The sequence below is a fragment of the Methylicorpusculum oleiharenae genome (assembly GCF_009828925.2).
GTDB lineage: Bacteria > Pseudomonadota > Gammaproteobacteria > Methylococcales > Methylomonadaceae > Methylicorpusculum > Methylicorpusculum oleiharenae.
The window spans coordinates 901,052-927,278 of the sequence record NZ_WUTY02000001.1; the positions used below are offsets into that span (position 1 = coordinate 901,052).

General features: G+C 45.4%; 31 protein-coding genes. 17 read left to right on the plus strand and 14 right to left on the minus strand.

Annotated elements, in window-relative coordinates; all coding sequences use genetic code 11:
* The 4 genes from GO003_RS04235 to GO003_RS04250 form a co-directional block, all read right to left on the minus strand.
* Complete coding sequence (locus GO003_RS04235) at nt 1-540, minus strand: PAS domain-containing protein (RefSeq protein WP_159659155.1); 540 nt, start codon at nt 538-540, stop codon at nt 1-3.
* 228 nt (nt 541-768) lie between these two features.
* Nucleotides 769-1,164, minus strand: coding sequence for a glycine zipper family protein (locus GO003_RS04240; RefSeq protein WP_159659154.1), 396 nt, complete (start codon nt 1,162-1,164; stop codon nt 769-771).
* A 144-nt stretch (nt 1,165-1,308) separates the two neighbouring features.
* Complete coding sequence (locus GO003_RS04245; protein WP_159659153.1) at nt 1,309-3,792, minus strand: ABC transporter permease; 2,484 nt, start codon at nt 3,790-3,792, stop codon at nt 1,309-1,311.
* The gene (locus GO003_RS04250; RefSeq protein WP_206444811.1) at nt 3,789-4,478 is read right to left on the minus strand and encodes an ABC transporter ATP-binding protein; all 690 of its coding nucleotides are present in this window, start codon (nt 4,476-4,478) and stop codon (nt 3,789-3,791) included. Before GO003_RS04250 ends, GO003_RS04245 begins: the two co-directional genes overlap by 4 nt.
* A 1-nt stretch (nt 4,479) precedes the next feature.
* Here GO003_RS04250 and GO003_RS04255 point away from each other — a divergent pair, with 1 nt between their 5' ends.
* Together GO003_RS04255 and GO003_RS04260 are read left to right on the plus strand one after the other, a co-directional pair.
* Nucleotides 4,480-5,082 (plus strand): arylesterase, encoded by a 603-nt coding sequence (locus GO003_RS04255; protein ID WP_159659151.1) that lies wholly within the window; start codon nt 4,480-4,482, stop codon nt 5,080-5,082.
* An 83-nt stretch (nt 5,083-5,165) separates the two neighbouring features.
* On the plus strand, nt 5,166-5,582 hold the full coding sequence (locus GO003_RS04260) for a GlcG/HbpS family heme-binding protein (RefSeq protein ID WP_159659150.1): 417 nt from the start codon (nt 5,166-5,168) through the stop codon (nt 5,580-5,582).
* A gap of 99 nt (nt 5,583-5,681) precedes the next feature.
* On the opposite strand, the gene GO003_RS04265 is transcribed toward GO003_RS04260, so the two are convergent.
* Nucleotides 5,682-6,170: a hypothetical protein gene (locus GO003_RS04265; RefSeq protein ID WP_231088813.1), complete on the minus strand. Its 489-nt coding sequence runs from the start codon at nt 6,168-6,170 to the stop codon at nt 5,682-5,684.
* A 186-nt stretch (nt 6,171-6,356) separates the two neighbouring features.
* Here GO003_RS04265 and GO003_RS04270 point away from each other — a divergent pair, with 186 nt between their 5' ends.
* The 6 genes from GO003_RS04270 to GO003_RS04295 all read left to right on the plus strand — a co-directional run bounded on the left by GO003_RS04270 (nt 6,357) and on the right by GO003_RS04295 (nt 10,851).
* Entirely contained in the window at nt 6,357-6,794 is a 438-nt protein-coding gene (locus GO003_RS04270) for a hypothetical protein (protein ID WP_159659148.1), read from the plus strand.
* 411 nt (nt 6,795-7,205) lie between these two features.
* The gene (locus GO003_RS04275) at nt 7,206-7,688 is read left to right on the plus strand and encodes an SRPBCC family protein (protein WP_159659147.1); all 483 of its coding nucleotides are present in this window, start codon (nt 7,206-7,208) and stop codon (nt 7,686-7,688) included.
* Nucleotides 7,689-7,724: 36 nt separating this feature from the next.
* On the plus strand, nt 7,725-8,180 hold the full coding sequence (locus GO003_RS04280) for a PAS domain-containing protein (protein ID WP_159659146.1): 456 nt from the start codon (nt 7,725-7,727) through the stop codon (nt 8,178-8,180).
* Between the two features lie 46 nt (nt 8,181-8,226).
* Complete coding sequence (locus GO003_RS04285) at nt 8,227-9,057, plus strand: sterol desaturase family protein (protein ID WP_159659145.1); 831 nt, start codon at nt 8,227-8,229, stop codon at nt 9,055-9,057.
* A 223-nt stretch (nt 9,058-9,280) separates the two neighbouring features.
* Nucleotides 9,281-10,231 carry a protein-methionine-sulfoxide reductase catalytic subunit MsrP gene (gene msrP, locus GO003_RS04290; RefSeq protein WP_159659144.1) on the plus strand — a complete coding sequence of 317 codons (951 nt, stop codon included), beginning with the start codon at nt 9,281-9,283 and terminating at the stop codon, nt 10,229-10,231.
* Nucleotides 10,232-10,233: 2 nt separating this feature from the next.
* A complete protein-coding gene (locus tag GO003_RS04295; protein WP_159659143.1) occupies nt 10,234-10,851 on the plus strand; it encodes a protein-methionine-sulfoxide reductase heme-binding subunit MsrQ in 618 nt (205 codons plus the stop codon).
* 175 nt (nt 10,852-11,026) lie between these two features.
* Here GO003_RS04295 and GO003_RS04300 read toward each other — a convergent pair whose 3' ends face one another.
* From GO003_RS04300 to GO003_RS04320, 5 genes are read right to left on the minus strand one after another with little or no spacing between them, the layout of a single operon-like run.
* Nucleotides 11,027-11,878, minus strand: coding sequence for an SPFH domain-containing protein (locus tag GO003_RS04300; RefSeq protein ID WP_159659142.1), 852 nt, complete (start codon nt 11,876-11,878; stop codon nt 11,027-11,029).
* Nucleotides 11,879-11,892: 14 nt separating this feature from the next.
* Complete coding sequence (locus GO003_RS04305) at nt 11,893-12,378, minus strand: NfeD family protein (protein WP_159659141.1); 486 nt, start codon at nt 12,376-12,378, stop codon at nt 11,893-11,895.
* 45 nt (nt 12,379-12,423) lie between these two features.
* Nucleotides 12,424-14,418 carry a transglutaminase TgpA family protein gene (locus GO003_RS04310; RefSeq protein WP_159659140.1) on the minus strand — a complete coding sequence of 665 codons (1,995 nt, stop codon included), beginning with the start codon at nt 14,416-14,418 and terminating at the stop codon, nt 12,424-12,426.
* Between the two features lie 12 nt (nt 14,419-14,430).
* A complete protein-coding gene (locus tag GO003_RS04315) occupies nt 14,431-15,372 on the minus strand; it encodes a DUF58 domain-containing protein (RefSeq protein ID WP_159659139.1) in 942 nt (313 codons plus the stop codon).
* Nucleotides 15,369-16,274, minus strand: a complete 906-nt coding sequence (locus tag GO003_RS04320) for an AAA family ATPase (RefSeq protein ID WP_159659138.1) — start codon at nt 16,272-16,274, stop codon at nt 15,369-15,371. Before GO003_RS04320 ends, GO003_RS04315 begins: the two co-directional genes overlap by 4 nt.
* Nucleotides 16,275-16,771: 497 nt before the next feature.
* On the opposite strand from GO003_RS04320, the gene GO003_RS04325 reads away from it, so the two are divergent.
* The gene (locus tag GO003_RS04325; RefSeq protein ID WP_159659137.1) at nt 16,772-17,110 is read left to right on the plus strand and encodes a TraR/DksA family transcriptional regulator; all 339 of its coding nucleotides are present in this window, start codon (nt 16,772-16,774) and stop codon (nt 17,108-17,110) included.
* A gap of 10 nt (nt 17,111-17,120) precedes the next feature.
* Here the strand turns inward: GO003_RS04325 and GO003_RS04330 are convergent, their stop codons facing one another.
* Nucleotides 17,121-17,324, minus strand: coding sequence for a DUF7230 family protein (locus GO003_RS04330; RefSeq protein ID WP_159659136.1), 204 nt, complete (start codon nt 17,322-17,324; stop codon nt 17,121-17,123).
* An 86-nt stretch (nt 17,325-17,410) separates the two neighbouring features.
* On the opposite strand from GO003_RS04330, the gene mnmG reads away from it, so the two are divergent.
* From mnmG to GO003_RS04350, 4 genes are read left to right on the plus strand one after another with little or no spacing between them, the layout of a single operon-like run.
* A complete protein-coding gene (gene mnmG, locus GO003_RS04335; RefSeq protein WP_159659135.1) occupies nt 17,411-19,279 on the plus strand; it encodes a tRNA uridine-5-carboxymethylaminomethyl(34) synthesis enzyme MnmG in 1,869 nt (622 codons plus the stop codon).
* Nucleotides 19,279-19,914, plus strand: a complete 636-nt coding sequence (gene rsmG, locus GO003_RS04340) for a 16S rRNA (guanine(527)-N(7))-methyltransferase RsmG (RefSeq protein WP_159659134.1) — start codon at nt 19,279-19,281, stop codon at nt 19,912-19,914. Before mnmG ends, rsmG begins: the two co-directional genes overlap by 1 nt.
* On the plus strand, nt 19,914-20,681 hold the full coding sequence (locus tag GO003_RS04345) for a ParA family protein (protein WP_159659133.1): 768 nt from the start codon (nt 19,914-19,916) through the stop codon (nt 20,679-20,681). The genes rsmG and GO003_RS04345 overlap by 1 nt, the downstream gene beginning before the upstream one ends.
* A gap of 6 nt (nt 20,682-20,687) precedes the next feature.
* Nucleotides 20,688-21,578 (plus strand): ParB/RepB/Spo0J family partition protein, encoded by an 891-nt coding sequence (locus tag GO003_RS04350; RefSeq protein WP_159659132.1) that lies wholly within the window; start codon nt 20,688-20,690, stop codon nt 21,576-21,578.
* Nucleotides 21,579-21,787: 209 nt separating this feature from the next.
* Here the strand turns inward: GO003_RS04350 and GO003_RS04355 are convergent, their stop codons facing one another.
* The 3 genes from GO003_RS04355 to GO003_RS04365 form a co-directional block, all read right to left on the minus strand.
* Nucleotides 21,788-21,973: a YjfB family protein gene (locus GO003_RS04355; protein ID WP_159659131.1), complete on the minus strand. Its 186-nt coding sequence runs from the start codon at nt 21,971-21,973 to the stop codon at nt 21,788-21,790.
* Nucleotides 21,974-22,121: 148 nt separating this feature from the next.
* Nucleotides 22,122-22,409 carry a type II toxin-antitoxin system RelE/ParE family toxin gene (locus tag GO003_RS04360; protein ID WP_159659130.1) on the minus strand — a complete coding sequence of 96 codons (288 nt, stop codon included), beginning with the start codon at nt 22,407-22,409 and terminating at the stop codon, nt 22,122-22,124.
* Nucleotides 22,396-22,662 carry a ribbon-helix-helix domain-containing protein gene (locus GO003_RS04365; protein WP_231088814.1) on the minus strand — a complete coding sequence of 89 codons (267 nt, stop codon included), beginning with the start codon at nt 22,660-22,662 and terminating at the stop codon, nt 22,396-22,398. The genes GO003_RS04360 and GO003_RS04365 overlap by 14 nt, the downstream gene beginning before the upstream one ends.
* Nucleotides 22,663-22,915: 253 nt before the next feature.
* Here GO003_RS04365 and GO003_RS04370 point away from each other — a divergent pair, with 253 nt between their 5' ends.
* From GO003_RS04370 to GO003_RS04385, 4 genes are all read left to right on the plus strand, one after another.
* A complete protein-coding gene (locus GO003_RS04370; RefSeq protein ID WP_159659129.1) occupies nt 22,916-23,458 on the plus strand; it encodes a hypothetical protein in 543 nt (180 codons plus the stop codon).
* Nucleotides 23,459-23,634: 176 nt separating this feature from the next.
* Complete coding sequence (locus GO003_RS04375) at nt 23,635-23,856, plus strand: hypothetical protein (protein ID WP_159659128.1); 222 nt, start codon at nt 23,635-23,637, stop codon at nt 23,854-23,856.
* An 848-nt stretch (nt 23,857-24,704) separates the two neighbouring features.
* Nucleotides 24,705-25,238: an REP-associated tyrosine transposase gene (locus GO003_RS04380; RefSeq protein WP_231088815.1), complete on the plus strand. Its 534-nt coding sequence runs from the start codon at nt 24,705-24,707 to the stop codon at nt 25,236-25,238.
* Nucleotides 25,239-25,402: 164 nt separating this feature from the next.
* Nucleotides 25,403-25,783: a DUF4124 domain-containing protein gene (locus GO003_RS04385; protein ID WP_159657848.1), complete on the plus strand. Its 381-nt coding sequence runs from the start codon at nt 25,403-25,405 to the stop codon at nt 25,781-25,783.
* Nucleotides 25,784-26,227 lie beyond the last annotated feature (444 nt).

Consider the following 26,227-nt stretch of genomic DNA (forward strand, 5'->3'; position numbering starts at 1 on the left):
TTAAACTCCTTTGGGTTTGTATAAACCTAACACAAGGCTATTGTAATTTTTTGCTCCGACTTGCTTTACTACATCGAATAAATATTCCAAAGAAGCATCCGGAGCTTCTTTTATTGAAGAACGATTTTCGATTGCCAGCATTTCTTTATAAATAGGTATGATAACGTCAAGAGCCGATTGCGGTGGTTTACGTCTTACCGAATAATAACCTTGCAACTTTCCGTCCCGGTCATAATCCGGAGTGATATTGGCAAAGACCCAATAATAACCGCCATCGGCGCACAAATTTTTGGCAAACCCAAAAAACTCCTCGCCCGCTTTTAGGGTATTCCACATAAATCTGAATACACCTCTGGGCATTTCAGGGTGACGAATAATATTGTGTTGAACACCTAATAAACTGGATTCAGGGTAACCGGCAATTTCCATAAAAATCCGGTTCGCATACGTTATACGGCCTGTTAAATCAGTTTTGGAAACAATAAAATCCTGATCGCCTAGTTTTTTTTCATGGTTATTGGGCACTATTTTTACTTTCATATCACAACCTACCTTTAAATTTCTGGATTAAGTCTAGGCGAAATTCTTTAATCAGGTAGTTAAAAAAAGGGGATTTTAAAGTAGCGCCCAGTCCTGGAAGTCAGGGTTAAGTATGGACGATGATAACTTCACTCAATGAGTGAACAGGATTTGATTTGCGGAGAAATTGGATACGAACTGAAAGCCGCTGGAAACGCCTGTGTTTCCAGCAGCATTACGACAAGTGAATCAATCGATGACGTTATGTCCACGGTTTCTCAGACAATTTTTATACGCACGTTTGAACCGATCTTCTGATTCTATGCCCATCTTCGATCCACCGCCCATAGCTCCGGCAGTCGCGCCAATCGCGGCACCTGTGCCTGGGCTTCCGGCAATTGCACCAATCGCTGCGCCGGTTGCGCCGCCCAGCAATGCGCCTACGCCTGTGCCTTTGGCTGTCTCCATGCCTGTTCCTCCTGAAGCCTGACGAGCGAGCTGATCACATTCGGCCATATCCTGGCTAAGGCGGAATGAGTTGGGATTGTTGTAGGTGTCGACTGTCGGTGTCCATCCCGTCTGGGTTGCACAGGCCGAAAGCAATAAACCAGTGGTAAGGGCGATTATTGTGTTGGAAGTTTTCATGGTTGTTACCTCATTTTTAGACTTTATCAAAGTACATTCAAAGACCTGAATAGTCAGTGAATAACCTTTATCAATTAATTTATAGATAGCATACGGGGGCACCCGATTCCGCTAAAAACACTCGTTGAAGGTATAGAATCCTACTTAAAGCTCACTTAAAACGGCTAGAGGCGCTTTGTTAACGACATCTTTTAAACTCCAGTAACCGGTAAGACCAATGAATAAGCCACTGATAACAGGCAGTATTAGCCATAAATAGAAATTGGGCTGGTAATCCAAATTCAAAACAAAGGTATACAGCAGGTAAAGTAGCGTTTCTGAAAGCATCGCAGCCAAAAGCCCCGAACTCAGCCCCAGCAAGGAAAACTCAAACATGTGTGTTTTGCGTAAAAACGAACGATGCGCACCCAGAGTCCGCATGATGGCGCTTTCATGAACTCTAAGATCAATGCTGGTGTATACAGCGGCAAAAAGTACGGTAAATCCCGCCATTAACGCAAAATACAACAAATAATTGATTGCCTGAGTCAATTGCGCCAGCAGCATATTGAACTGTTTAAGTATCGCATCCACTTCCAGTATCGTGATGCTGGGGTATGTTTTGGCCAGGGTATTGAGCCAATTTTTCTGAGTCTGCGGAATGTAAAAACTGGTAATAAAGGTGCTTGAAAACGAGTCCAATGTACCGGGCGAAAAAACCATGTAGAAATTGGGTCTCATCGAATCCCAGCGCAAATCACGGATACTGGCGATTGTTGCTTTAAACTGTTCGCTGCCAACTGTAAATGTCAATTTATCACCTAGCTTCACATCCAGGCTTTCAGCCAGTTTTCGTTCAACAGACACAAGCCCGGTCCGGTTATCCGTCCACCATTGCCCTTCGGTAATTTTATTTTCCTCCGGCAGGTTGGCAGACCAGGTTAAACTCAAATCTCTATGAATGGCCCGCTCCCCTTGAGACTCTTTACTGACAATTTTCTGAACCGGCATTTCGTTGATCGCTACCAAACGGCCGCGCACCACCGGAAAAAACTGGCTGCCGGAAATTTTTTGATCGGCCAATTCCTGCTTGAAGCTTGCCTCCTGATCAGGAAAGATGTTCAGTACAAAATGATTCGGCGCGTTTTCGGGCAATTGTTTTTGCCAATCGCTTAACAAGTCGTTTCTAACCGAAAAACTTAACACCATCGCCATCAGCGTAATACTGAATGCCAGAATTTGACTGACGCTGGTTTGCCGGTTGCGCACCAGACCTTGCACGCCGAATCTCCAAACCCCGCTGAGTTTGGGCAATTGTTTCTGGCAAATCATCAACAACGCATGAATCAATAAACTGAGTAACAGCGTTAAAACGACACCTGCGCCCAGAATCGTTGATGTCATTCTGAAATCTTCGGTATATCGCCAAATCAAAACGGCCACCAGCAGCAATGCCATGCCATAAATCAGCCAGGCACTGTTCGGTAACGGCGCAAGATCTCGTCTCAACACTCGCAAAGGTGACACTTGCTTCAGACGCAGCAATGGCGGAAATGCAAACCCCAACAGAATCGCCATTCCGGTACTTAAACCCAAAAAAACCGAAAAGTATCCGGGAGCAGCAATTTCATCAGGTATCAAACCTTTCAGCAGGTAAAACAGACCGTACTGAGCGATAAACCCCAGAAGACATCCAATCGAACTGGCCAATAATCCTAAAATTAAAAACTGAACACCGTATAAGTACAACACTTCATTTTGTTTACAACCTAAACAGCGAAGTAACGCAGTGGTATCAAAATGGCGTTCACTGTACCTGCGCGTTGAAATGGCAATCGCCACTCCGGCAATTAAAACAACAACAATGCTCGACAATCCCAGATAGCGCTCAGCCCTTCTCAGCGCATCGCCCAATTCAGGTCTGTCCTCATGAATATCCATTATCCTTTGAGAGGGGTTGAGTTGAGGCTTGATGGTCGTCTTGAATTGATTAATGGCCTGAACATCACCGCTGAATTGGAAGAAATAATGAATGTGACTACCGGGCTGAATCACTTGCGTGGCCGCTAAATCGTCCTCGGCCATCATGACACGGGGTGACAAACTGTAGAAATCACCTCTTTTATCCGGCTCATGAGTAATGATGCGGGTAACTGTCAATTGTTTTTCGCCTACCGTCAACGGATCACCCACATTTATTTTAAGTGCGGCCAGGATGCGCTTTTCCACCCATACCTGACCCGGCTCGGGACCTTTGGTGACCGTTTCCTCCTGGGTCAAATCACCTTGGGTATTTCTCAAAAAACCGCGTAACGGATAAGCGGAACTGACTGCTTTGACCCCTGCTAACAGCATTTCGTCATTTTCGATCAGTACGCTGGAAAATTCGACGGTACTGGATGTATTTAACCCAAGTAAGCCAGCCTGGTTCCGCCAATTTTCATCAATAGGCGTAGGTGTTGCGATGACCAGATCGGCAGCTAAAAAATCGGCTGACTGCAAGACCATGGTTTTCTGCAAACGATCAGCAAACAAGGTGATTGCGGTTGAACACGTTACAGCGATCACCAATGCCGCAACGAGTATCGTTAACTCACCGGAACGCCCATCTCTGAACAATAATCGAAGCGCCAGGCTGAATCGGCTCATACCATACACCCTGATTCCAACCTGATTGTGCGTTGACAACGCTTGGCCAGTCCCCGATCATGTGTCACCAAAATCAAGGTCGTCGCATTCTCACGGTTCATTTCGAATAATAAATCGATGATTTGTTCTCCCGTCTTTCGATCCAGGTTCCCGGTAGGCTCATCCGCCAATAAAATAGCAGGGCCTGTGACGAAAGCCCTGGCCAAAGCCACGCGTTGTTGCTCGCCGCCGGATAATTGCCTAGGCGTATGTGAAAACCGATGTTTAAGTCCTACCCGCTCAAGCAGATGTTCAGCTTGCGCTTGGGAATTTTTAATTCCCCTCAGTTCCAGGGGCAGCATGACATTTTCGACGGCAGTCAGGCCGGGAAGTAATTGAAACGATTGAAAAACAAAGCCTATCAGCTCATTACGGACCGCCGCTCTTCCGTCTTCATTCATTGCCGTCAGGTCATGACCGTCGACAACCACGTTTCCCTGCGTCGGTGTGTCCAGTCCGGCAAGTAAGCCCAGCAAGGTTGATTTACCTGATCCTGATTCACCAATAATCGCCAAACTCTCTCCCGGTTTGATTTGTAAATCGACAGATGACAAGATATGCAACTCACCGTCGCCTGTTGTTACTGTTTTGCCAAGATTTTTGGTGTAAATAATATCGCTTAATGTTTGTTTAGTTTGAGTCAGCATAATGTCCAAATATTTGTTTGCCGTATGGTTGTCCATCGTTTCAGCGACTGCTTCAGCCGAAGTCATCGTCGTTTTGGGCGATAGTATTAGCGCTGGGTACGGAATTGAAGCCGGTAAAAACTGGGTTAACCTGATTGAGAAAAAACTCGAGGCGGAAAAGTTCCCGCACCGGGTATTTAACGAAAGTATCAGCGGTGACACCAGCGCCGGAGGACTGGCTAGAATTGACAGCGCTCTGGCTCGTCATAAACCCCAATGGCTTTTGCTGGAATTAGGCGCTAACGATGGTTTAAGAGGGCTAACACCGCAGCAAATGAAGGCTAATCTAACTGAAATTGTGCTTCGCAGTCAAAAAGCGGGGGCTCAGGTTCTCTTATTGGGCATGCGACTGCCTCCGAATTACGGGAAACGCTATATCGATATGTTTTACAACATTTATCCCGCTTTGGCTAAAGAGTTTAACCTTAGCTTTGTGCCTTTCATTCTTGAAGATGTGGCTTTAGACAAGGCCTTAATGCAGTCTGACAGACTTCACCCGAATACCGCCGCCCAACCGATCATCGCCGAGAAAATATGGGGTTATCTAAGACCCTTGTTAAAATAAAAACCCGCCTTGCCTTTTAATTTTTAACTTTCATGCCTTTTGTAACCGCAAAACGATTTTGAAACTACATCGAGAGAGCTTCCATGACCAGCCTGACATTGGAAAAAGCCAATACCATTATTAACATAGCGCTCGCAACAGCCAGAACACTAAATTTAGCTCCGCTCACAGTCGTCGTTCTGGATGATGCCGGACATTTGAAAGCAATGCAGCGGGAAGATGGATCAACAATGATCCGGCAGCAAGTAGCCACAGCAAAGGCATGGGGTTCAGTCAGCATGGGCATGTCATCCCGAAGTCTTGCCGATGTTGCAGAGCAGCGCCCCAACTTTATGACTGCACTTGTCAATATTGCCGATGGTAAGGTAATGCCGGTTCCTGGCGGAATACTCATTCGTGATCATGATAACAGAATCATCGGAGCAGTAGGCATTAGCGGAGATGTATCTGACGAGGACGAACGTTGCGCAATTGCCGGCGTTAAAGCGGCCGGATTTTGATAGTCAATTCGAATTAACCCAAATTGACAGCAATCACCGACAGCAAATGATCTGCCGTCGGTGATTAATCGCCAAACTCAATAAATTCAAACTCCTTAGTCACACGCTTACTTTGCAGGTAATGGCTGTGATGCGGGAACTTTCTCGTTTGCCGATGGTAGATCTGTCGGTGTAGGAACTGCGTCTGTTGAAGATACCGGCGCAGGTAACTTTGCAGCCTGCTCTATTTTTGTGAGCCGCATTCCTTCGCCGAACAGCGTACCCACTACCATAACCATAATCAATGTAATAGAAGAAACCAGGAACCGCGTCGGTTTCTCCAAAAAAAACATGGGCCATTGCGGCTTGATCATCCCGGTAATAAAAAAAATAACCGTCAAAATGCCAAGATTGGCGGCTGCAATCAATTGTGGATTCAAGTTTTATACCCTCCTTTCTGATAAAGAACGAATTATCGATAGTATCAAGTTTTTTTGCAAAGGCTATGGTGATTCCACCAAAAAAATAATTTGGTGATTTAACAGAAATCAGCGTTTGCCCCTTTACCATTGAAATACAGCCATTCAGCAATGTTTTACCTGTTTTCACCGAAAAAAATCAGATATTTTTTCAAGCGGAAGCTTTTGACCAGTCCTACAGAACAGCAGGATAACTCATTGCTTGAATCACAAACATCACCACTTTAAATAAACTCAATAAATTTTGAATTGTTAGTTTTCGAGATACAATATGTTTCCGCAAAAGTAACAATTTATTTTCAACTAGAGGTTATCCATGAAAAGATATATTTCGTCTCGTTTCTTAGCGGGCATTTTAATTGCGGGTTTGACATCTTTTTTTATCAGTCCTGTTGCGATGGCCGGTGATACTGAGCATGAAACTCAGTGTTTTAATGAAATTCAGGGAAAAATTCCGTGGAATGAAGACAAAAACATGAATTGGGAGCCGGAAAATGTGAAACAACTCTGCAAAGGCACTTCCAAACCCACCCAGCCCGGTGAATGCTTTCTTGCAGTTAATTCCGGTCAAGTCAAGTGGGGAAAGGGAAGCAAGGCCGGTGAGTGGGAATGGAAAAACGTCATCAATTTATGCTCAGGAACCGATGATGCCAAGAAGACAGTTGATTGTTTCAATGGTGCCACAAGTAAAGGCCAAGATTGGCGAGATGCAATTTTGTTTTGTCAGCGAGGCCATGATAACAAGGTTGAATAGTTGACATAAAACTGAAGATAGCCCGACTGTTTGTTCGGGCTATATCCGCGTTGAAATGAGATAATCATCAACCCAAGAAAGCGTTTGACTTGGAAAATTAATACTGAAAAGCTTCAAAATGGAAAGTAGCATTTTGAATGTTATTAATCGTTAAAACGATAAACCGGCGATGGTTCGATTCTTACACACGTTGGTACATTTTGAGATTCATTGATTAACCTTGAAGCGGATATATTCCTTAAAAAGCAAGTGGATCTCAAACACTCCCGGCCACAAATTAAAAAAAATTATCATACGAGCCAATAAAAACATCTAGGCCAAGGTTTCGATGAAGCTTTAGAAAGCTGAACTATTCAAAACACAATTACCCTTAATTATTAAAGTCAGTTATTCAAAATCCTAGGAAGCGAGATGCAAACCAAATTACCTTTTGATACCACTAAGCCTATTGTTGGCGAGGCAAGCATAGAAATTGATAAACCGATAGATGAGGTTTTCGAGTTCATTGGTGAGCATTTTTTTGACAATTATCCGAAATGGGCGGTTGAATTGGTTGACTTTGAACCCTTGGATGGTAAACAGGTTTTTAAAGGTGCAAGAGCCAAACAGGTGCGGGATGAGAACGGTGAAAGAGTCGAATCCATATTCGAGATTTTAGATTTTACGCCTGTCTTCAAACTTATTTTCAAAGGATTAAATGCTCCTTACAAACATAATTATCTATTGACAAACAATACCGAAAATAAGCATACCCGCTTAAATTTTCGTTTTGAATTGTTGGAGCTGGAGTTTTTTATGCGGCCATTTCAAAAATTGATACGCATCGCCATTGAAGATGGAGCTGAAAACACCGTTGAAAATATAAAAAATCTACTGATAAACCAATCCCATTGATTTTAAAAAAATAATTATAAGACCGGAGTTTTAGTTATGCCCTTCATTGTTGAAAAAGATAATGGATTAATTCCACAAGTACTTTCTGCCATATTAGATGAGTGTGTTAACGGCGTCACATTGGCAGATCCGGATTTAGAAGACGCTCCCATTGTGTATGCGAACAAAGCTTTTGAGCGTTTAACAGGCTACACACAAGAAGATATCATTGGTCATAACTGCCGTTTTCTACAAGGTAAAGATAGGGATCAAGAGGCACGTTTTCAAATTGCCGAAGCGATGAATAAGCATGAAGCAATTGAAGTAACATTGAGAAATTATAAAAAAGACGGAACGTTGTTTCATAACCGATTAAAGATCACACCGCTATTTGATAAAAAAAACCGGGTTATCTATTACCTGGGGGTGCAATACGATATAACCGAGCAAGTCAATGCCACTAATGAGATTAAAGAACTGAATGATTTGATAAACGCAATGCCGGGTAAGTAAGGTGCCCAGCAATGACCTCAACGAGATATTGAGAAGGTGTTAGTTCATGAATGATGGTACAAGTGCCGCGGCTGATTCCGGTATGCTAATTAATCAAACTTTGTTTGGTCTCGCAATGCTCGCTTTTCTTGTGTTATTAATTGTTGAGAAACGCAAGCCCTTCCGCCACTTCCCGATGAAGGTAAATAAAGAATCTTTCGTTACCAATACAACAGCCTTTCTGGTCAATAATCTCATATTGACGGTATTGAAAGCATCCTCATTATTTATTGTCGCCCAGCAATTTGCATCGCATGGCCTTTTGAGCGATCTGGATAAAGGCCCTTTGAAATGGCTGCTGGCGTTTGCCTTTTATGATTTGGCCATTTATCTGTGGCATTGGTTAAGTCATAAAAACGAATTTTTATGGCGCTTTCATAAAATTCATCATTCCGATAAAAGCTTTAATGTTTCCACCGGATTCCGCTTTCACGTTTTCGATTTATTACTCGAAATTGGCTACAAATGTTTGTTTGTCATCCTGTTTGGTGTGGACGCCTTCCTGATATTATCCATTGAAATTTTTGAAATGTTTTTTATCTTCTTTCATCACGCCAATATTGCAGTACCGAATGAAGAAAAACTCTCGCAAGTCATTATCACCCCTTCGTTACACAGAACGCATCATTCGACACTCAGGTCTGAACACGACAGTAACTACGGCATCGTTTTTTCAATTTGGGATAGAATTTTTGGAACCCGAAAAGAAATGGTTCCAGCCAATATAGGCCTGGATATCATCGAAGCTGAAAATTTCATCCAGCTGTTTTCACTGGCCTTCATAACGGAAAGAAAAATTTTAAAATTGCTGGGCTGGATTCCTAAAGGAAAAAAATAATTAACGGACAGGCTTAATCCACAAAAGAGAGAAGTAGATTCTTCTGAACATCCTTTATTCCTGAGATCCTTTCAAGGACTAACGGCAGCTTTGTATTCAGAAAGACTGATCAATCTGCAGCAGGCAGCGCATCCTTTGACTTTGCTCAGCGCGAACGATTTGCAATGGATTACTTCTGTTCTTATTGGGTTAATTGCTAGTGCCGAATTCCAGGTACACATTCATGATAATAAAAACTAAAAAAACAATTCCTGCCTCCGAAATTACCGATCCGCATGTATTTAAGGAAAGACGCAAAATAATTAAAGCCTTGGTCGCGTTAACGGCCATGGGGTCAGGTATCGGTCCGGTTGTGGCGGGCAACAAACCCCGCTGGGCCAACGTACCGGAAAGCAATTTATCGGCGAAACTGATCACAACGCCCTCAGAAATCATAGAAAACTACACCAATTATTATGAGTTTTCTTATAACAAGCATGATTCAACTAAGTTAGCGCAACAATTGCCTACCGATCCTTGGTCGGTAGAAATAAGCGGTGAAGTGGAAAAGTCGGGCACCTATTATCTGGAAGATATTCTTAGACAGCAGACATTACAGGAGCATATATACCGGTTTCGCTGTGTGGAAGCCTGGTCAATGGTCATTCCCTGGGTTGGCTTTGCGCTGGGAGATTTATTGAGAAAGGCCCAGCCTTTATCGACCGCCAAATTTGTGAAATTTACGTCGGTTTACCAACCGGAAATCATGCCCAGACAAAAGAAAGACACCCTGCTGGAATGGCCTTATTCTGAAGGTTTGCGCATCGATGAAGCAATGCATCCGCTCACGCTGCTGGCGGTCGGCATGTACGGCGATACGATGCCCAAACAAAATGGTGCGCCCTTACGTTTGGTGGTGCCCTGGAAATATGGTTTTAAAAGTATAAAAGCCATTGTCAAAATCGAATTGTCAAAAAAAGCGCCCACTACAAGCTGGAATCGATTTGCACCCGGGGAATACGGGTTTTATGCCAATGTCAATCCAAACGTTCCACACCCTCGCTGGAGTCAAAACAGCGAGCGGCTATTAGGAAGCGGCTTTTTTACCCCGCGCCGTGAAACCGAATTGTTTAACGGTTACGGCGAGCAAGTCGCGGGACTTTATAAAGACATGAATTTGCAGCATTTTTTCTGAAAATGATAAAATTCAACCAATTGAAGCCGGGTATCTTGATTGCCTGCTGGATACCTTTACTCTGGCTACTGCTGGATATCATTCTGGATAATCTGGGGGGCAATGCCGTTCAGGCAGTGCACATCCGGCTTGGAGATTGGTCTCTGCGTTTTCTGTGTATTGTTCTGGCGATAACACCTTTACAAACCATGACGAACTGGCGAGGCATGTCCGAATACCGGCGGATGTTTGGCTTGTTTACATTTATTTACGCAACACTGCATTTGCTGGCCTATTTAGTCCTGGATCATTACCTGGTGTGGCCTATTATTGCTACCGACATTCTCGAAAGCTCCTACATCTGGTTTGGTATTGCCGCCTATTTGATCATCCTGGCGCTAGCGGTCACCACGCCAAAATGGGTCGTCAAACTGATGGGGAAAGACTGGAAAAAACTTCACCGATTTATCTATTTTGCTGCCGGTGCAGCGATTATGCATTATTTCTGGCAACTCAAAGGCAATCTCGCTGAACCGCTGTTCTATTTGTCGATCATCATCTTGTTGCTTGGCTTTCGTCTGCTCCTGTCATTTAAAAACCGGGTCATTAACCGCTTGATGCTGCCTAAGGGCCGAAGATAACTTCTGTTGAGCGCCAGACTCAACAGTTGCTGTTTATGTTCAAAACCAGTTCTGTGTCCGTTTGCAAAACCCCACCAACAACAGCGTCAAAGTCGCTTCAATATTTTAAGCAGAAGATCGTATTTACCTCAAAGGGCATTTGACCTTTGAGGTAAACCCATTTTTGAAAGGGCCATTATTTGACTTTATCCATCATGCCTTTGACTGCTTGCAACAAATCGGCAGGCAGCACGATGGTCTTCGCATTATCCGATTCAGACAGCTGGCGCATCGCTTCAATGTATTTTTCACCCAATAAAAAGGTAACCGGCAATTCGTTGTCTTTAACGGCAGCAGTAACGCTTTCAATTGATCGGGCACTGGCTTCGGCCAATACCACCTTGGCTTTTGCATCTCGCAGCGACGCTTCAAGACGGCCTTCTGCTTCCAGAATGGCGGCCTGTTTCGCGCCTTCAGCTCGTGTTACAGCAGCCCGGCGCTGCCTTTCTGCGGCACTTTGTTCTTCCATAGAAGCCTGCATGGTTTTTGAAGGATTGATGTCCTGAATTTCTACGGTTTTCAGCGTAATACCCCAGTCGGAAATGTCATCTGAAATTCCGGCTTTCAACTTCTCCTTGATCATGTCCCGGGAAGAAAGCGCGGAATCCAGAGCCATTTCTCCGATAATAGCCCGCAGTGCAGTCTGTATCAGCTTTTGTATGGCCAATTCATAATCTTCAACACCGTAGACCGCTTTTTCCGGCGAAACGATATTGATATAGGCAATCGCGTTAGCCACAATGACCGCATTATCCTGTGTGATAACTTCCTGAGCTGGAATATCCATCACGATATCTTTGGTCGTTATCCTGTGCGTTACTGAATCGATATAAGGCACAATAAAATTCAATCCCGGCGTCAATGTGCAGTAGTATTTTCCCAGCCGCTGAACAATGTGCTTGTATCCCTGGGGAACGACACGGACACCCTTGAAAACAGTGATAACGACCAAGCCGACAAATGCTGCAGCAATATATAAACCTTCCATTTGATGCTCCTCAATTAAACAGTGTTTGAATTGGATTTGGATGCGCTGACAATCAGCGTATTACCTGAAATATCGCGAACAACCACCCGGCTACCTGGCTCCACAGCGTCTTCGCAAATGAATTGCCACTCGTCATTCCCAAGAATAGGGATAGTAAACCGTAAGGTTCCGCGGCCCGCATGAGCGCCGTTACACTCGATAACCAGGCCGGTCTGACCAATCATTGATTCTTTGGCCATGCCCGACAATGATTTTGTTTTAAAACTAGGCGATATCCATTTAAACCAGACCCAAACATTGATCAAAGCCAGGATGACCCACAGCAGCAACTGACCCGATAACGGCATGGGCACGAAAAACAAGAGTGCGCCCACTACGACCGCACTGAGCCCGAACCACAGCAGAATAAAGCTGGGTAACAGAATTTCACCGCAAGCAAGAACGAATCCCAGCACAATCCAATGCCAGTAAGCGATGTGAGCATTTAACCATTCAAACATTTGTATGCCTTTATGATGAGGTTAGGTAACGGCTTGAATTATAGACTAAAAATGAGACTGGCTTTTCGCCTTTGCACTGCAGCCCTTTTTAATCCGTAATTCGGAAATAGCCGATCTCAACAAGCTAATATCCCTAGCGGAGGGTTTTTTTCCGTAGCGATGCCGGATAAACAAACCGGTAATCCTATCCACAGGCCCGGCAAGTTCCGGAGAAACTGACTTGATCCGTCCGGCAAAATCCTGAGGTCCCTCACCGGCTCTAATAACCAAACCTGTTGCTGCCATTTTTTTACAGAATTGAGCGTATAGTTGCAGCGCTTTATCCTTGGGCTTTTGCCTTTGCAAGAACAAATACCCACTCAATACCGCCGTAAAAACCACTATCCCGGCGATCAGCCAGTACATCATTTTGTTCAGACCGGAAATGCCCAAAGAAGCCAAAAACTTCAATTGATTAGCCGAATGGTAGTTGATGACCCAGCGCTGCCAAGAATAATCGAGACTACGCCAAAGCTCGCGCGTTGTTTTTAACCACTCGAAAGATCCTTGCAAATTGCGGCGCGGTACCAAATGAGCCAGTTCATCCCCAAACTGTTGCTGAAAATAACTGGTTTGATCGATTCTCTCCGGGGCAACGGCTGCGGTCGGGTCATACCTCACCCAACCTCGGCTTTTAATCCAGACTTCAGCCCAGGCATGCGCATCGGCCTGCCTGATTTCCAAAAATCCTCCAACTTCATTTAACGTGCCGCCTTGATAACCGGTCACCACGCGAGCAGGAACATTAGCCGCACGCATCAAGTAGACAAAGGCGGCCGCATAATGGCTGCAAAAACCGGTGCGTGTTTCGAAAAGGAAGGTCTCTACCGGATTATTCTCCATCAACGGCGGTCTCAATGTGTAGCTGAATCGCTCTTCTCTAAAATGCCGCATTATGTTGCCGACAAACTGTTCCGTTAACTGCGTGCCGGATTGTAAATCTGCAATCAAGCGTCTGATTTTGGGTGATGCAGCACCCGGAATCTGGGTATTTCTTACCCACTCATCTTCCTGCAATAATCCCGTATTATAGTAAAGCGAGGATGTCAGCTGATATTCACTGCGTTTATCTGGCGCTTTGCGCGTCAACATTTGATAATCAGCATTTTGAAAAAGCTCGTCCGAAAACCCCGTGGGCATGTCCAAAGCATAAATCCAGGGCTTGTCTTGCGGTTCCATTAACAGCGTGTAACGGTAGACATCGCCTTTAAATTCAGGAACTGATGGCGTCATACCCGAGCCCTGATGACGTCCTTGCGTCCAGCGTTTGCCGTCCGTATAAGAAAAGACCGGCCCCCGCCAGTAAAGCGAGGCAACCGGCGGAATATTGCCTGTAAATTTGACCCGGAATGCCAGTTCATCAGAAAGCCCCAGGTCACTGATAGAGCCTGGTTCCATGCTGTCTTTCAAACCAGTCATCGCTCTGTTCGGGTCTTCAAACAACAGCCACCGGGGAGCTTCTACCCGTGGGAAAAAGACAAAGATGATCAATGTCAACGGCAAGGCCTGCATCAAAATCGTCATCGCCTTTTTGAGTGACGTCTTAATATCGGCTTGACGACTGTTGATCATGACCATTGCAGCCAACAACACACTGCAGACAAAAACGATGTAAACCGCCATGAAGATGCTTTGTTCATAAAGAAACTGCGAAGCGGCAACAATGAAGGCGAGATAAGCGATTAAATAGATATCGCGCTGGCGTTTGACTTCCATCAGTTTTAACGACAGCGCCGTCATGAAAAGACTCGTGCCGGGGTCTCGCCCCAACCAACCTAAATGTTGCTGATAAAGCAGGGCAAGACCGGTAAAAGTAAGCGCATACAGTAAAATTTTCCCAGGTAGCCAGCGTTGATACCAAATCCCTATAAACCGCCAGAACAGCATGATAAAGAAAAAAATCACCAAAGGGCCGGGGAGATGGTTGCTGTGCGGCAAAGCAATCAAACCGATGGCAGTCAGCAAGAAGACAAAGAGGGTACGGTTGGCTAGAACATCCATAGTCGGCTTATTTTAAAAGAGCGCAAGCGCTTCCAGACAATTTAACTGATGGGTTTTGCCGTGATCGGGCGGTAGGTGAATTCCAGGGACGGTCAAACCATAAATCAATCCCTGCTGTTCGGCATCCAGAACCCACCGGCAAAGTTGACTGAGTCTTTCTTCCACTGATCCTGACGTTGCTTCGTAATCCAGCCATAACTCAGAACCTTGTGTGCCGCTGTATTGCTTGACCAATAAACCTTGTTGTTTGGCAAACGCCTTCCAGTGAATACTTTTAATCGAGGCGCCCGGGTAATAGGTCTGAACACCTGCAAAGTCATCAACACCACGTTTGGTGATACCTGAAATGGCTGCTCCGCTCAGTGTTTGAGGTAAAGGCAGTGGATATTGCCAGGGCTTGGGATAAACCAGCGTTTTGAAATTAAATCTTAGCGGTGACCAGGCTCTGAATAAGCCCAGCGGGTAATAACTGAAACAGGTAATTGTGTTCGCATAATGCCATCCACGCTGCGATGTCCGGGATTGAAGTCTTACCTGACTGTTGCTGAAGGGCGCCATATCAAGGCTTAGGGTACTTTCCAGCGACAATTGCACCTGCGTTCTGGCCGTTGCAGTTTGATTGTAAATCAGCACGTCAAAGGCGGCGTCTTCTCCTGCAAATACCGGTGCGCTCTGTCCTTGTTGCAATACTAGCCCGGACAGTGATTGATAGCTATGTAATATGGTGACAAAAAAAATGCTGGCCAGTAAAAAGGTCAGCAAATAGACCAAGTTATTGTTGTAAACAAATGAGATCAACAACAACAGCAAAATAATAATGACAAAACCGAATCCGGGAGCTGACGGCAAAATAAAGATTCGCCGTTGATTGAGCTCAATCGGCCCATCAACCGATTTCTCGCCACGAAAGAACCGGCTGAAACGAAAACGGTCTTTTAAACTGAGCGTATTCAAAACACGGGGACATTTTCAAGAATGGGCGCAACGATAGCCTGTGAATCGTGACTGCCAGCTTTAAGTCTATGTCCCGCCACAGACGGCAATACAGCTTGTACATCTTCAGGCAGAACGGCATCACGGTTGGCCATATACGCCCAGGCTTTGGCGGCATGAAGCAAGGCAATTCCGGCTCTGGGCGAGAGACCGGCAGCATAATCCGAGCTGATGCGCGTGTATGCGATGATGCCTTGCAGATAATCCAGCAAAGCGTCGGACACATGCACTTCAATGACCTTTTGCTGAATGACGGAAAGCTGTTCAGCCGACATATGCGCGGTCAGCTTTTCAATCAGACTTCGCCGGGAACGCCCCTTCAGTAATTCACGTTCGGCCTGATGATCCGGATAACCCAGTTCTATCCTCATCAAAAAACGGTCCAGTTGAGATTCAGGCAATGGAAATGTGCCTAATTGATGAGAAGGATTTTGCGTTGCAATAACAAAAAAAGGCGTGGGCAGCGGGTAAGTTTTGCCTTCGACGGTCACTTGCTGCTCTTCCATCGCCTCTAACAGTGCACTTTGCGATTTGGGCGTTGAGCGATTGATTTCATCGGCCAGCACCATCTGGTTAAAAATGGGGCCCGGATGAAACTTGAACGTGTGATTATCAACGTCAAAAATAGACGCGCCAATAATATCGGAAGGCAGCAAATCACTGGTAAATTGTATGCGTTGATAATTCATACCCATCAAAATTGCCAGCGTATGAGCCAAAGTGGTTTTGCCTACTCCCGGAATATCTTCAATCAGTAAATGCCCTTTGCAGAACAGACAGCAAACAGCCAAACGAACCTGAAGAGACTTGCCGAGGATGATCTGATCGGCACGGGATAGTAATTGATTAATGAGTGTATGCATAAATTCACGGGTCCACGATAACGATTCTATGCTGCAAAACAGGTCACAGCGCCACCGCTCAGATAGGATTTAATTTTAATTATTGACTATAGCAGGATGAAGAAAAACCGCTTATTCCTGGGCCCTGTTTGTCTTTTTTCTGCCGGATTAATTTTAAAATCGAAACTCACTTACTCGTTAAGCCTGTGGTATCCTCTTTGGTCAGGAACTTAAATCGGCAGCCGTTATAGGGGCTGCCAGAAAGATGGATTTAAAAGACACCTGATTATAAAAATGTTTCAGCTTTAACTCTCCATTCGTAGTCGGCTGCGTCATTTCGGCAGAGCCTGCCCCGGTCAGGGAATGCCGGGGGATTGCCGAAATCCAGACTACAGGGATAGCTCGAAGCTTACCCTCCATGGCACTGGATGCCCGTTTCAAGACGGGCATGACGGGCTTATGAATTTAGCTGAAAACATCTTGCTAATCAGGAAATAACAAGAGTTAAAAGGTGCCCAGTGACAGAATCCGACGATATTCGTTCAACATTAATCGATATGCTGGAAGAACTTGATGATCGTTTGGCAAGAATTACCGATGACGTTAAACATACCCAGGAACCGTTAGCCAAAGATTCAGAAGAACAAGCGATACCCGTTGAAAACGATGAAGTTTTAGATTATCTGGGCAATTCAACCCGCACTGAAACTGATCAGGTCAATCGCGCAATAGCAAAGCTTGAACAGGGACATTATGAAAATTGCGAGGCGTGTGGAGAACACATCGCTAAAGAGCGCCTGGAAATAGTGCCATTTGCCCGTTTATGCGTTCGTTGTGCTGAAAAATCCGAAGAATAATCCTGTGTAATTATGATTGCACCCAATGCAAGAAGCCTTTACCGATAACATTGTTAGCTATGGGTAAAGGCTCCTGATTTTTATATTTGGCTTTGCGGCTGTATTTGGTTTTATCCTGAAAAACATGGGCTTTATTAAAAGTTCGCGCATGTTTGGCGACTAAGTTCAAAACCACCTCATTGCCGGTTGGCGGGATTTTCTTGCATTTTTTCATCGGGGATACTCCTGATAGATAAAGGATTTCTTGGATAACCAGTCGTTACAAATTAAAATAACATTTTATCTGACCGTAAGACGCTTGTGAAATTCAATAAAAAATTCGATGTAATTGTGGTAGGTGGCGGACATGCCGGAACAGAAGCCGCTCTGGCTGCTGCGCGTACCGGCGCCCAAACGTTATTGCTGACTCAAAATCTCGAAACTTTGGGACAAATGAGTTGTAATCCAGCCATAGGCGGTATAGGTAAGGGGCATTTGGTCAAGGAAATCGATGCGTTAGGCGGCATTATGGCCCGCGCCATTGATGAGTCGGGCATTCAATTCCGTATCCTCAATGCCAGCAAGGGCCCTGCTGTCAGAGCCACGCGAGCGCAGGCAGACCGAAACCTTTACCGACTTGCGATACGGAAAGCACTGGAAAATCAACCTAATCTGGCGTTGTTTCAGCAAACCGTTGCTGATCTGATTGTCGAAAACAACCGCGTGGTCGGCGTTATCACCCAAATGGGGCTCAGTTTTCATGCCGGTGCCGTCGTGTTGACAGCCGGTACGTTTTTAGGCGGAAAAATTCATATCGGCTTGCAAAACTATGCTGGCGGCCGTGCCGGTGATGCTGCATCCATTGCGCTCTCAGAACGCCTACGGGAACTGCCGTTTCGTGTTGATCGCCTGAAAACAGGCACGCCTCCGCGCATCGACGGACTAACCATTGATTACAGCAAACTCGAAAAGCAACACGGCGACGATCCAGTCCCGGTGTTTTCTTTCCTGGGCAGACGCGATCAACACCCCGCTCAAATTCCCTGCTACATCACCCGGACAAATAACCAGACACACGACATCATCCGCTCGGGCCTGGATCGTTCGCCCATGTACAGCGGCATTATCGAAGGCATAGGTCCCCGTTATTGTCCTTCCATAGAAGACAAGGTCGTCCGTTTTGCCGATCGTGATTCGCATCAGATTTTCGTCGAACCGGAAGGGCTTAATACCAACGAAGTCTATCCGAATGGCATATCGACAAGCCTGCCTTTTGATGTTCAATATGCGCTGGTTCGCTCCATGATCGGTTTCGAAAATGCCGAAATCATTCGTCCGGGTTATGCCATTGAATATGACTTTTTTGATCCAAGAGACCTGAAAAGCTCACTCGAAACCAAACATCTGGATGGTTTGTTTTTTGCCGGCCAAATCAATGGCACCACCGGCTACGAAGAGGCGGCGGCTCAAGGCTTGATCGCAGGCTTGAACGCGGCACGCTTAACCAAAGATCTGGAAGCCTGGTGCCCCGGACGCGATGAAGCTTACATGGGCGTAATGATCGATGATCTGATTACGCGCGGCACGCAAGAGCCCTACCGAATGTTTACCAGCCGCGCCGAATACCGCCTGTTACTGAGAGAAGACAATGCTGACCTCAGGCTGACGGATAAAGGCCGCGAATTAGGTTTGGTAGATGATGAACGCTGGATTGCATTCGAAACCAAACGGCAAGCTATTGACACGCTGCAGGTTGAATTGTCCAAAAAATGGATTAGACCGGACACGGAAGCAGGTCGGCAAGCGGAAGCTTTCTGGAATAAGCCGTTACTGCGCGAAGCCAATCTGATGGACTTACTGCGGCGGCCTGAAGTTGAAATTCAGCAATTACTGAGCTTCCTGAATCTGGGTGACATTGACGAGCAAGTCTCGGAACAGGTTGCCATTAAAGCCAAATATGCCGGGTATATAGACAGGCAACAAACAGAAATCAACCGGGCTCGGCGTTACGATCATTTACAGCTACCCAAAAGCCTGGATTACAAAGACGTCTCCGGACTGTCCAACGAAGTGAGCGAAAAACTGATCCGGCAGCAACCGGAAACGCTAGGCCAGGCTTCTCGCATTCCCGGCATCACCCCGGCAGCGATCTCGTTATTGTTAGTCCATCTTAAAAAGAAAAGCGCCTGATGGAGTCTTGTCGAAAAAACCTTGTTTCAGGCCTGGATCAACTGGGTTTGTCAATCAGCGAACAGCAAATTGATCTGTTGTTAGCATTTATTCGACTGATAGAAAAATGGAATAAGGCCTATAATCTGACCTCCATCAGAAACAAGGATGAAATGGTCACCGTGCATCTGCTCGATAGCCTGTCCATTCTTCCTTACGTCAAAGGCACTCGCATCATAGATTGCGGGACAGGGGCAGGGTTACCGGGACTGCCCTTGGCCATTTGTTTGCCTGAATACCATTTTACGTTATTGGATAGCAACGCCAAGAAAACCCGTTTCGTGCAACAGGCGATACTGGAGCTTAAGCTAAAAAATGTTTCTATCCACCATAGCCGGGTCGAAGACTATCAGCCTGAAGAAAGGTTTGATTGCGTCATTACACGCGCGTTTACACACTTATCCGAAATGATTTCATTGACTGCTCATTTATTGGCTGATGATGGGGTCTTGTTGGCCATGAAAGGCCAGCATCCTGAACAGGAACTGGCCGCCGTCAAAGCCAAGACAAAGGTAATACCGCTGGTAGTACCGGGGCTTGCGGCCGAACGGTGCCTGGTTCAAATTGAAACGGCCACACTTGCAGAGGTCCTCTAGTGGGAAAAATAATTGCTATCACTAATCAAAAAGGCGGGGTCGGAAAAACAACCACCAGCGTCAATTTGGCTGCCGCGCTGGCCATGGCACAACGAAAAGTCCTGCTGGTTGATATAGATCCGCAAGGCAATGCCGCTATGGGCTGCGGTGTCGATAAAGAACATGTGGCATATTCCAGCTGCAATTTGTTATTGGACAAAATACCCGCAAGCGAAACCATCATTGAACAAAAGCAATGCGGTTTTTCAATCATCCCAGGCAATTCCGATCTGACGGCTGCCGAAGTTCAGTTAATGAGTGCTGAAAACCGCGAAAGACGGCTTGCCGAAGCACTGGAGCCCATCAAAGATCAGTTTGACTACATACTGATTGATTGCCCTCCGGCCTTGAACATGTTGACGCTAAATGCCATGGTGGCGGCTCACAGCGTACTCATTCCCATGCAATGCGAATATTATTCACTGGAAGGATTATCGGCACTGATGTCGACACTCAGAAACATTCAGACCGTCAATCCCGGATTACACCTGGAAGGCATACTGAGAACGATGTTTGACAATCGCAGCCGCCTGACCAAGGATGTGTCGGATCAATTGCTGGAATATTTTAAAGATAAAGTGTTCCGGACCTGTATTCCCAGAAATATTCGTTTAGCGGAAGCCCCAAGCCACGGATTACCGGTCATTATGTATGACAAAGCATCACGCGGCGCCGTCGCTTATATTGCACTGGCTGGCGAACTCATTCGAAAAGAGAAGGAAGAATAAGCGACTATGATTAAAAAACGCGGTCTTGGCCGGGGTTTGGATGCGTTATTGGGTGAAATGCCAGCATCCAATAATACGGCCTCTCAGGAAAAATCAAACGCCATCCAATCGTTACCGATTGAATGGTTGCGGCGCGGAAAATATCAACCCAGAAAAGACATTGATCCGGAAAAACTGCAGGAACTGGCTGATTCAATCAAATCCCAAGGTGTAATACAGCCGGTAGTTTTGCGCAAAACGGGTGAAAATCTATACGAAATCGTCGCCGGAGAACGCCGCTGGCGCGCCGCGCAAATAGCCGGTTTGCAGGATATTCCGGTCATTGTCAGAGAGATTGACGACCGATCAGCAATGGCTATTGCCTTGATTGAAAATATCCAAAGAGAGGATTTAAACCCTCTGGAAGAATCGGAAGCGCTTAAAAGACTGCTGGACGAATTTTCGCTCACTCACCAACAGATAGGCGATGCGGTCGGCAAATCGAGAACCACCATCACCAATTTATTGCGCCTGATGGATTTGCACCCGGAAGTCAAAAAGCTTTTGAGCAGTAAAGCTCTGGAAATGGGCCATGCCAGAGCCTTGCTTGCCTTGGATGGCGCAGAACAGGTGGCCGCTGCACATAAAATTGCCCGCCAAGGCTTGAGTGTCAGGGCTGCAGAGCGTCTGGTAAAAGACATTCAAAATGCTACCGAGAAAAAATCCGCTCAAACACCCGATCGCGATATTCTCAACTTACAAGACGACTTGACGGCCAAACTAGGGGCTCAGGTTGCCATCAACCAAAAGAAAAACGGCTCAGGCAAACTGGTGATTTCCTATTCCAGCCTGGATCAACTGGACGGCATCATTGAACAGCTAGGCAGAAAAGAAGAATTATTGGCAGGGCAGGAGTAGCTGTTTGGCTGGATAAACAGCTAACGGGATCAACGGAAATTCGAATATCCCGTTCCCAAACCATCTCATTCCCAAGCTCCAGCTTGGGAATGCCTACCCTCAAGCTCAGCTTGACGAACATCTGATTCTGATCAAATTAAAGCTATGAGCCGTACCTACCTCGCTGGATTTGCGAATAACCTAACAAATAAAGTATTGCACAGGTCTATTCAAGCATGCACATCGATACTTTCAGCAGGTATTGAAGCCGATTCCAATAATTGCAAAACCGCCTCCCCTTGTTGCTCTTGCATATCTTGCGCTTTATTCAGCACAGCAAGCTGAACTTGCTGCCCCGTTTTTTGTACTGACATTTGCGTTGCAAGTGAAGTAATGGAAGAAACAGAATCCAGCATGGCAAGCTCCTTTTTAGCGTTAATCAAACCGGTAATGTTATCGGCAGAAACTGCAAAAAGCACAGTTACTCTTTTGATTATCTCGTTCCCAAGCTCCAACTTGGGAACGAGGCAGAAACCGCTTGCAAACGGCTAAAGAGAAACGGGGTTATAGCCAGTCCTCGGTATCCTGATGACTTAAGATAGCCATGATTTCGACTATATCGCCATTGATCCGGTAATAAATGCTGTCGGTACCATACACACTCCGCCTATATCCTGCACGGATATAGTCAACGGCCTGATATAAATAAGGCTGTTCTGCGATTTGCACAAAGCGGTCAAGCATTCCTTGATGATATTGATCGGCTCTCTGGATGCCATGTCTTTTAACACCGTATAACCAGATTCTCTTCAAATCGGCGCGGGCTTTTTTCGAGAGTTTATAAGAGCCCATCTTGCCGTGCTTCTTCCTTGAAGTTGGCTAATAAATCATCCGGCTGCTCGTCTGTAAAATCACTCTGTTCCGCTTTAATCAGTTCGGAACGGATATGTTCGATTTCAAGCCGCCGCCGCCGTTCCTGTCGGATGAGGTCGTTAATAACTTCGCTCTTGCTGCTGTATTCTGCACTTGCGACTTGAGCCTTTAACCATTCGTCGTTTGGCTCTGATACGGATATGCTCTGTCTTGCCATTGCCTGACCTTTCAAAAATCTACCATACACCATTATGGCACCAAATACGCACCACTTAAAACAAAAATCAGCTTCCTAAAAACGACCGTTTTTGAGAGATCATCACACACCACAAAGGACAGTAGGTTCAAGGCTTATGGGTGACCCTGTTTTGTGCTAAACAACTGTGTCTAAATCCCTTCTTCGTAAGGTCTGGTGTTCAAACAAATGAGGTTTTTCTTGGCTAAGAAGAGCATAATTTTGCTTTATTCTCTGAGGAATTCAGCTCATGACGATGAATCGAATTTATGTGCAAGCTGGCTTGTCATTGCCTGCTAAGCCAAGGAAGATAACTGTCTTGGTTTATTTGTGCCATCTGATCCTTGTATATGCAATAAATTATTGCCCCGAAGCTCGCGCAGCCAAAGATGAATATGTTTACGAAAACCAGGGCGAGGTCTATCGATATTCCGTTTTGCAAACGGGTGAAAACTACACTTTTGCATTTGACAATAATCCAGGCGAAATAAGCGAAAAACTTAAAGCCGGTTATCATGTACTCCAGTCCGTTTTTGACGATTCCAGTATAGAAACAAAACATAGTCAGGCCTATACCAAAGAAAGAGCTAAGTGCTTTGTTTTCGACAGCTCTTTTTACACTTATACAGCGTGCTTTCTTCCCAATGAATTCTCTACAACTAATCGTGAACGCTTTTGGGGATATGTCTCCCAAATACCTAATTGGAAATGGCTGGTGACTCGGAATCTGCTGCCTGCAGTCCTGGCATTTGGGTTGTTCTTTTATATAGGGACTAAACGTAAAATCAGTTAAAAGTTGCTCTGGGGCAATACAAAACCAGGTTGTGTATTGGCTTTAGCTAAATTTGAAACAGCATTGGCCGCTCGGTGGCCAAGCACCAAGCAGAAAATGGGTGACCCCCAATTTTTGTTCAGCGCAGCTTGCACAATCTATAACAGGAACAATCATGCAGTCCGGATACGCAAGCCATGCTGGATTGTCTGCGTCAGGCCGTCAGCAAAACGCTGGAACGCAAGCGCCGGTTAGGTCAATACGTGGTGCAATGGAACGGCAAAGCGCCTTTCGCGATTGGTGCGGTTCGCAATCTCACCCAACCTTCGCCTACTTTTGGTTGGGCTGTTGCATTGGCACGTTCGAATCGTCTGTCGGGTTTTTATCTCGTTCCCAAGCTCCAGCTTGGGAATGCCTAACCTCAAGCTCTGCTTGACGAACATCTGCTTCTGGGCAAATTAAATCTATGGGACGTAGCCGCTATAAAATTCTGAACGAAGCCTATCCTTACTTCCACACCTTAACGGTTGCTGGCTGGCAACCCGTTTTCACACGTCCGGAAAGTGTGCAACTATTGTTCGATAGTTTCATTTGGTTGCAGGAAAACACCGATTTCAGACTTCATGCCTATGTTATCCTGGAAAATCACTTATCTCGTTCCCAAGCTCCAGCGTGGGAATGCCTAACCTCAAGCTCTGCTTGACGAACATCTGCTTCTGGGCGAATTAAATCTATGGGACGTAGCCGCTATAAAATTCTGAACGAAGCCTATCCTTACTTCCACACCCTAACGGTTGCTGGCTGGCAACCCGTTTTCACACGCCCGGAAAGTGTGCAACTATTGTTCGATAGTTTCATTTGGTTGCAGGAAAACACCGATTTCAGACTTCATGCCTATGTTATCTTGGAAAATCACTTATCTCGTTCCCAAGCTCCAGCGTGGGAATGCCTAACCTCAAGCTCTGCTTGACGAACATCTGCTTCTGGGCAAATTAAATCTATGGGACGTAGCCGCTATAAAATTCTGAACGAAGCCTATCCTTACTTCCACACCTTAACGGTTGCTGGCTGGCAACCCGTTTTCACACGTCCGGAAAGTGTGCAACTATTGTTCGATAGTTTCATTTGGTTGCAGGAAAACACCGATTTCAGACTCCATGCCTATGTTATCTTGGAAAATCACTTATCTCGTTCCCAAGCTCCAGCGTGGGAATGCCTAACCTCAAGCTCTGCTTGACGAACATCTGCTTCTGGGCAAATTAAATCTATGGGACGTAGCCGCTATAAAATTCTGAACGAAGCCTATCCTTACTTCCACACCTTAACGGTTGCTGGCTGGCAACCCGTTTTCACACGTCCGGAAAGTGTGCAACTATTGTTCGATAGTTTCATTTGGTTGCAGGAAAACACCGATTTCAGACTCCATGCCTATGTTATCTTGGAAAATCACTTGCATTTTATTGCGAGCGGTAGCCAGCACAGCAAACGCATCCAACAATTCAAATCATTTACTGCCAGACAAATTCTCGATTTATTAGAACAACGCAAGGCAACAACTTTTCTTAGCTATTTTGCGTATTACAAACGCAAGCACAAAACCGAAAGCCACTATCAATTCTGGCAAGAAGGGTCACATCCGGAAGAAATGAATAATGACACGATGCTGATGCAACGCTTAGCCTACATTCATAACAATCCTGTCAAACGTGGTTATGTGGACTTGCCAGAACATTGGCGTTATTCAAGTGCGCGGGCTTATGCGGGTAAAGACGCTTTGTTGCCTATCGTTTTGCTCTATTAAAATACCAAGCAGAGCTTGAAGGTAGGCATTCCCAAGCTGGAGCTTGGGAACGACGCATAAGACGCATAATTGGGGTGAGAGCATCGACTGGATTTAGAATAGTTAGAGAACTACAATGATAGTGGACTCATTTTCCCTTCGCGGAATTAGCTAAAATCTTGAATATGAATCAAAAAATTATTTTAATGTTCGCCTTGTTAACCCCATACTGCACTTATGCTGATATCTTCAAATTCACTGATCCCTCGGGCCATGTTTATTATTCAGATCAGCCCGAGCATAAACATTACAAGAAGATCATCAAAACTAGGCCCGAGAGCTATGCTAAAACTAAAAAAGATATTAAGCCTAATATATCGACTCAGACTAAATCTTGTTACGAATTAAATTATATTTATGGTAGGTGCGCCGCTCATGGGTTTATGGGTTTGCCATGCGATCCGGAAGAAGATTTTGTCATGCCGGAACATTGCCGACGCGGCAATGACGCTGATAGAGGACTTAAAGACGGAACATTATCCACAGGTATTAAGTTCAAGCAATAAATGAACAAATTACATCGTTCAAAATGTGAATATCCCTACTAGTAGCTAAACCCTGCATTTGCTTCTTTTACACCACAACTCACGCATACACTATTTCATTTAAATCCGTTCAGCCCATAGGATGCGGTGACAATAGGAACCGCATCAATCGCGACAGATGCGGTTCGTGCCTCACCGCATCCTACCGCCCTAACCGTCTGCAACAGATATGTTGCTGAGAGGTGCAGGGATGTATTCACGTGTCCTTTGAAATCAAGCATCTACGCCCTCAATTCAAAGCAGGCGATTAGTTGCTAAAATTAATTTTGCCGTTGAGGGTTTATTAGCGGACAGGCAACTTTAAAACTTAAACAAATCCACTTTCCTGGCTTTATTCCAAATCCATTGAATAGATTAAAAATGCAACATCGCATGGATTGATGTTGCAACCTATACTTGGTTCAT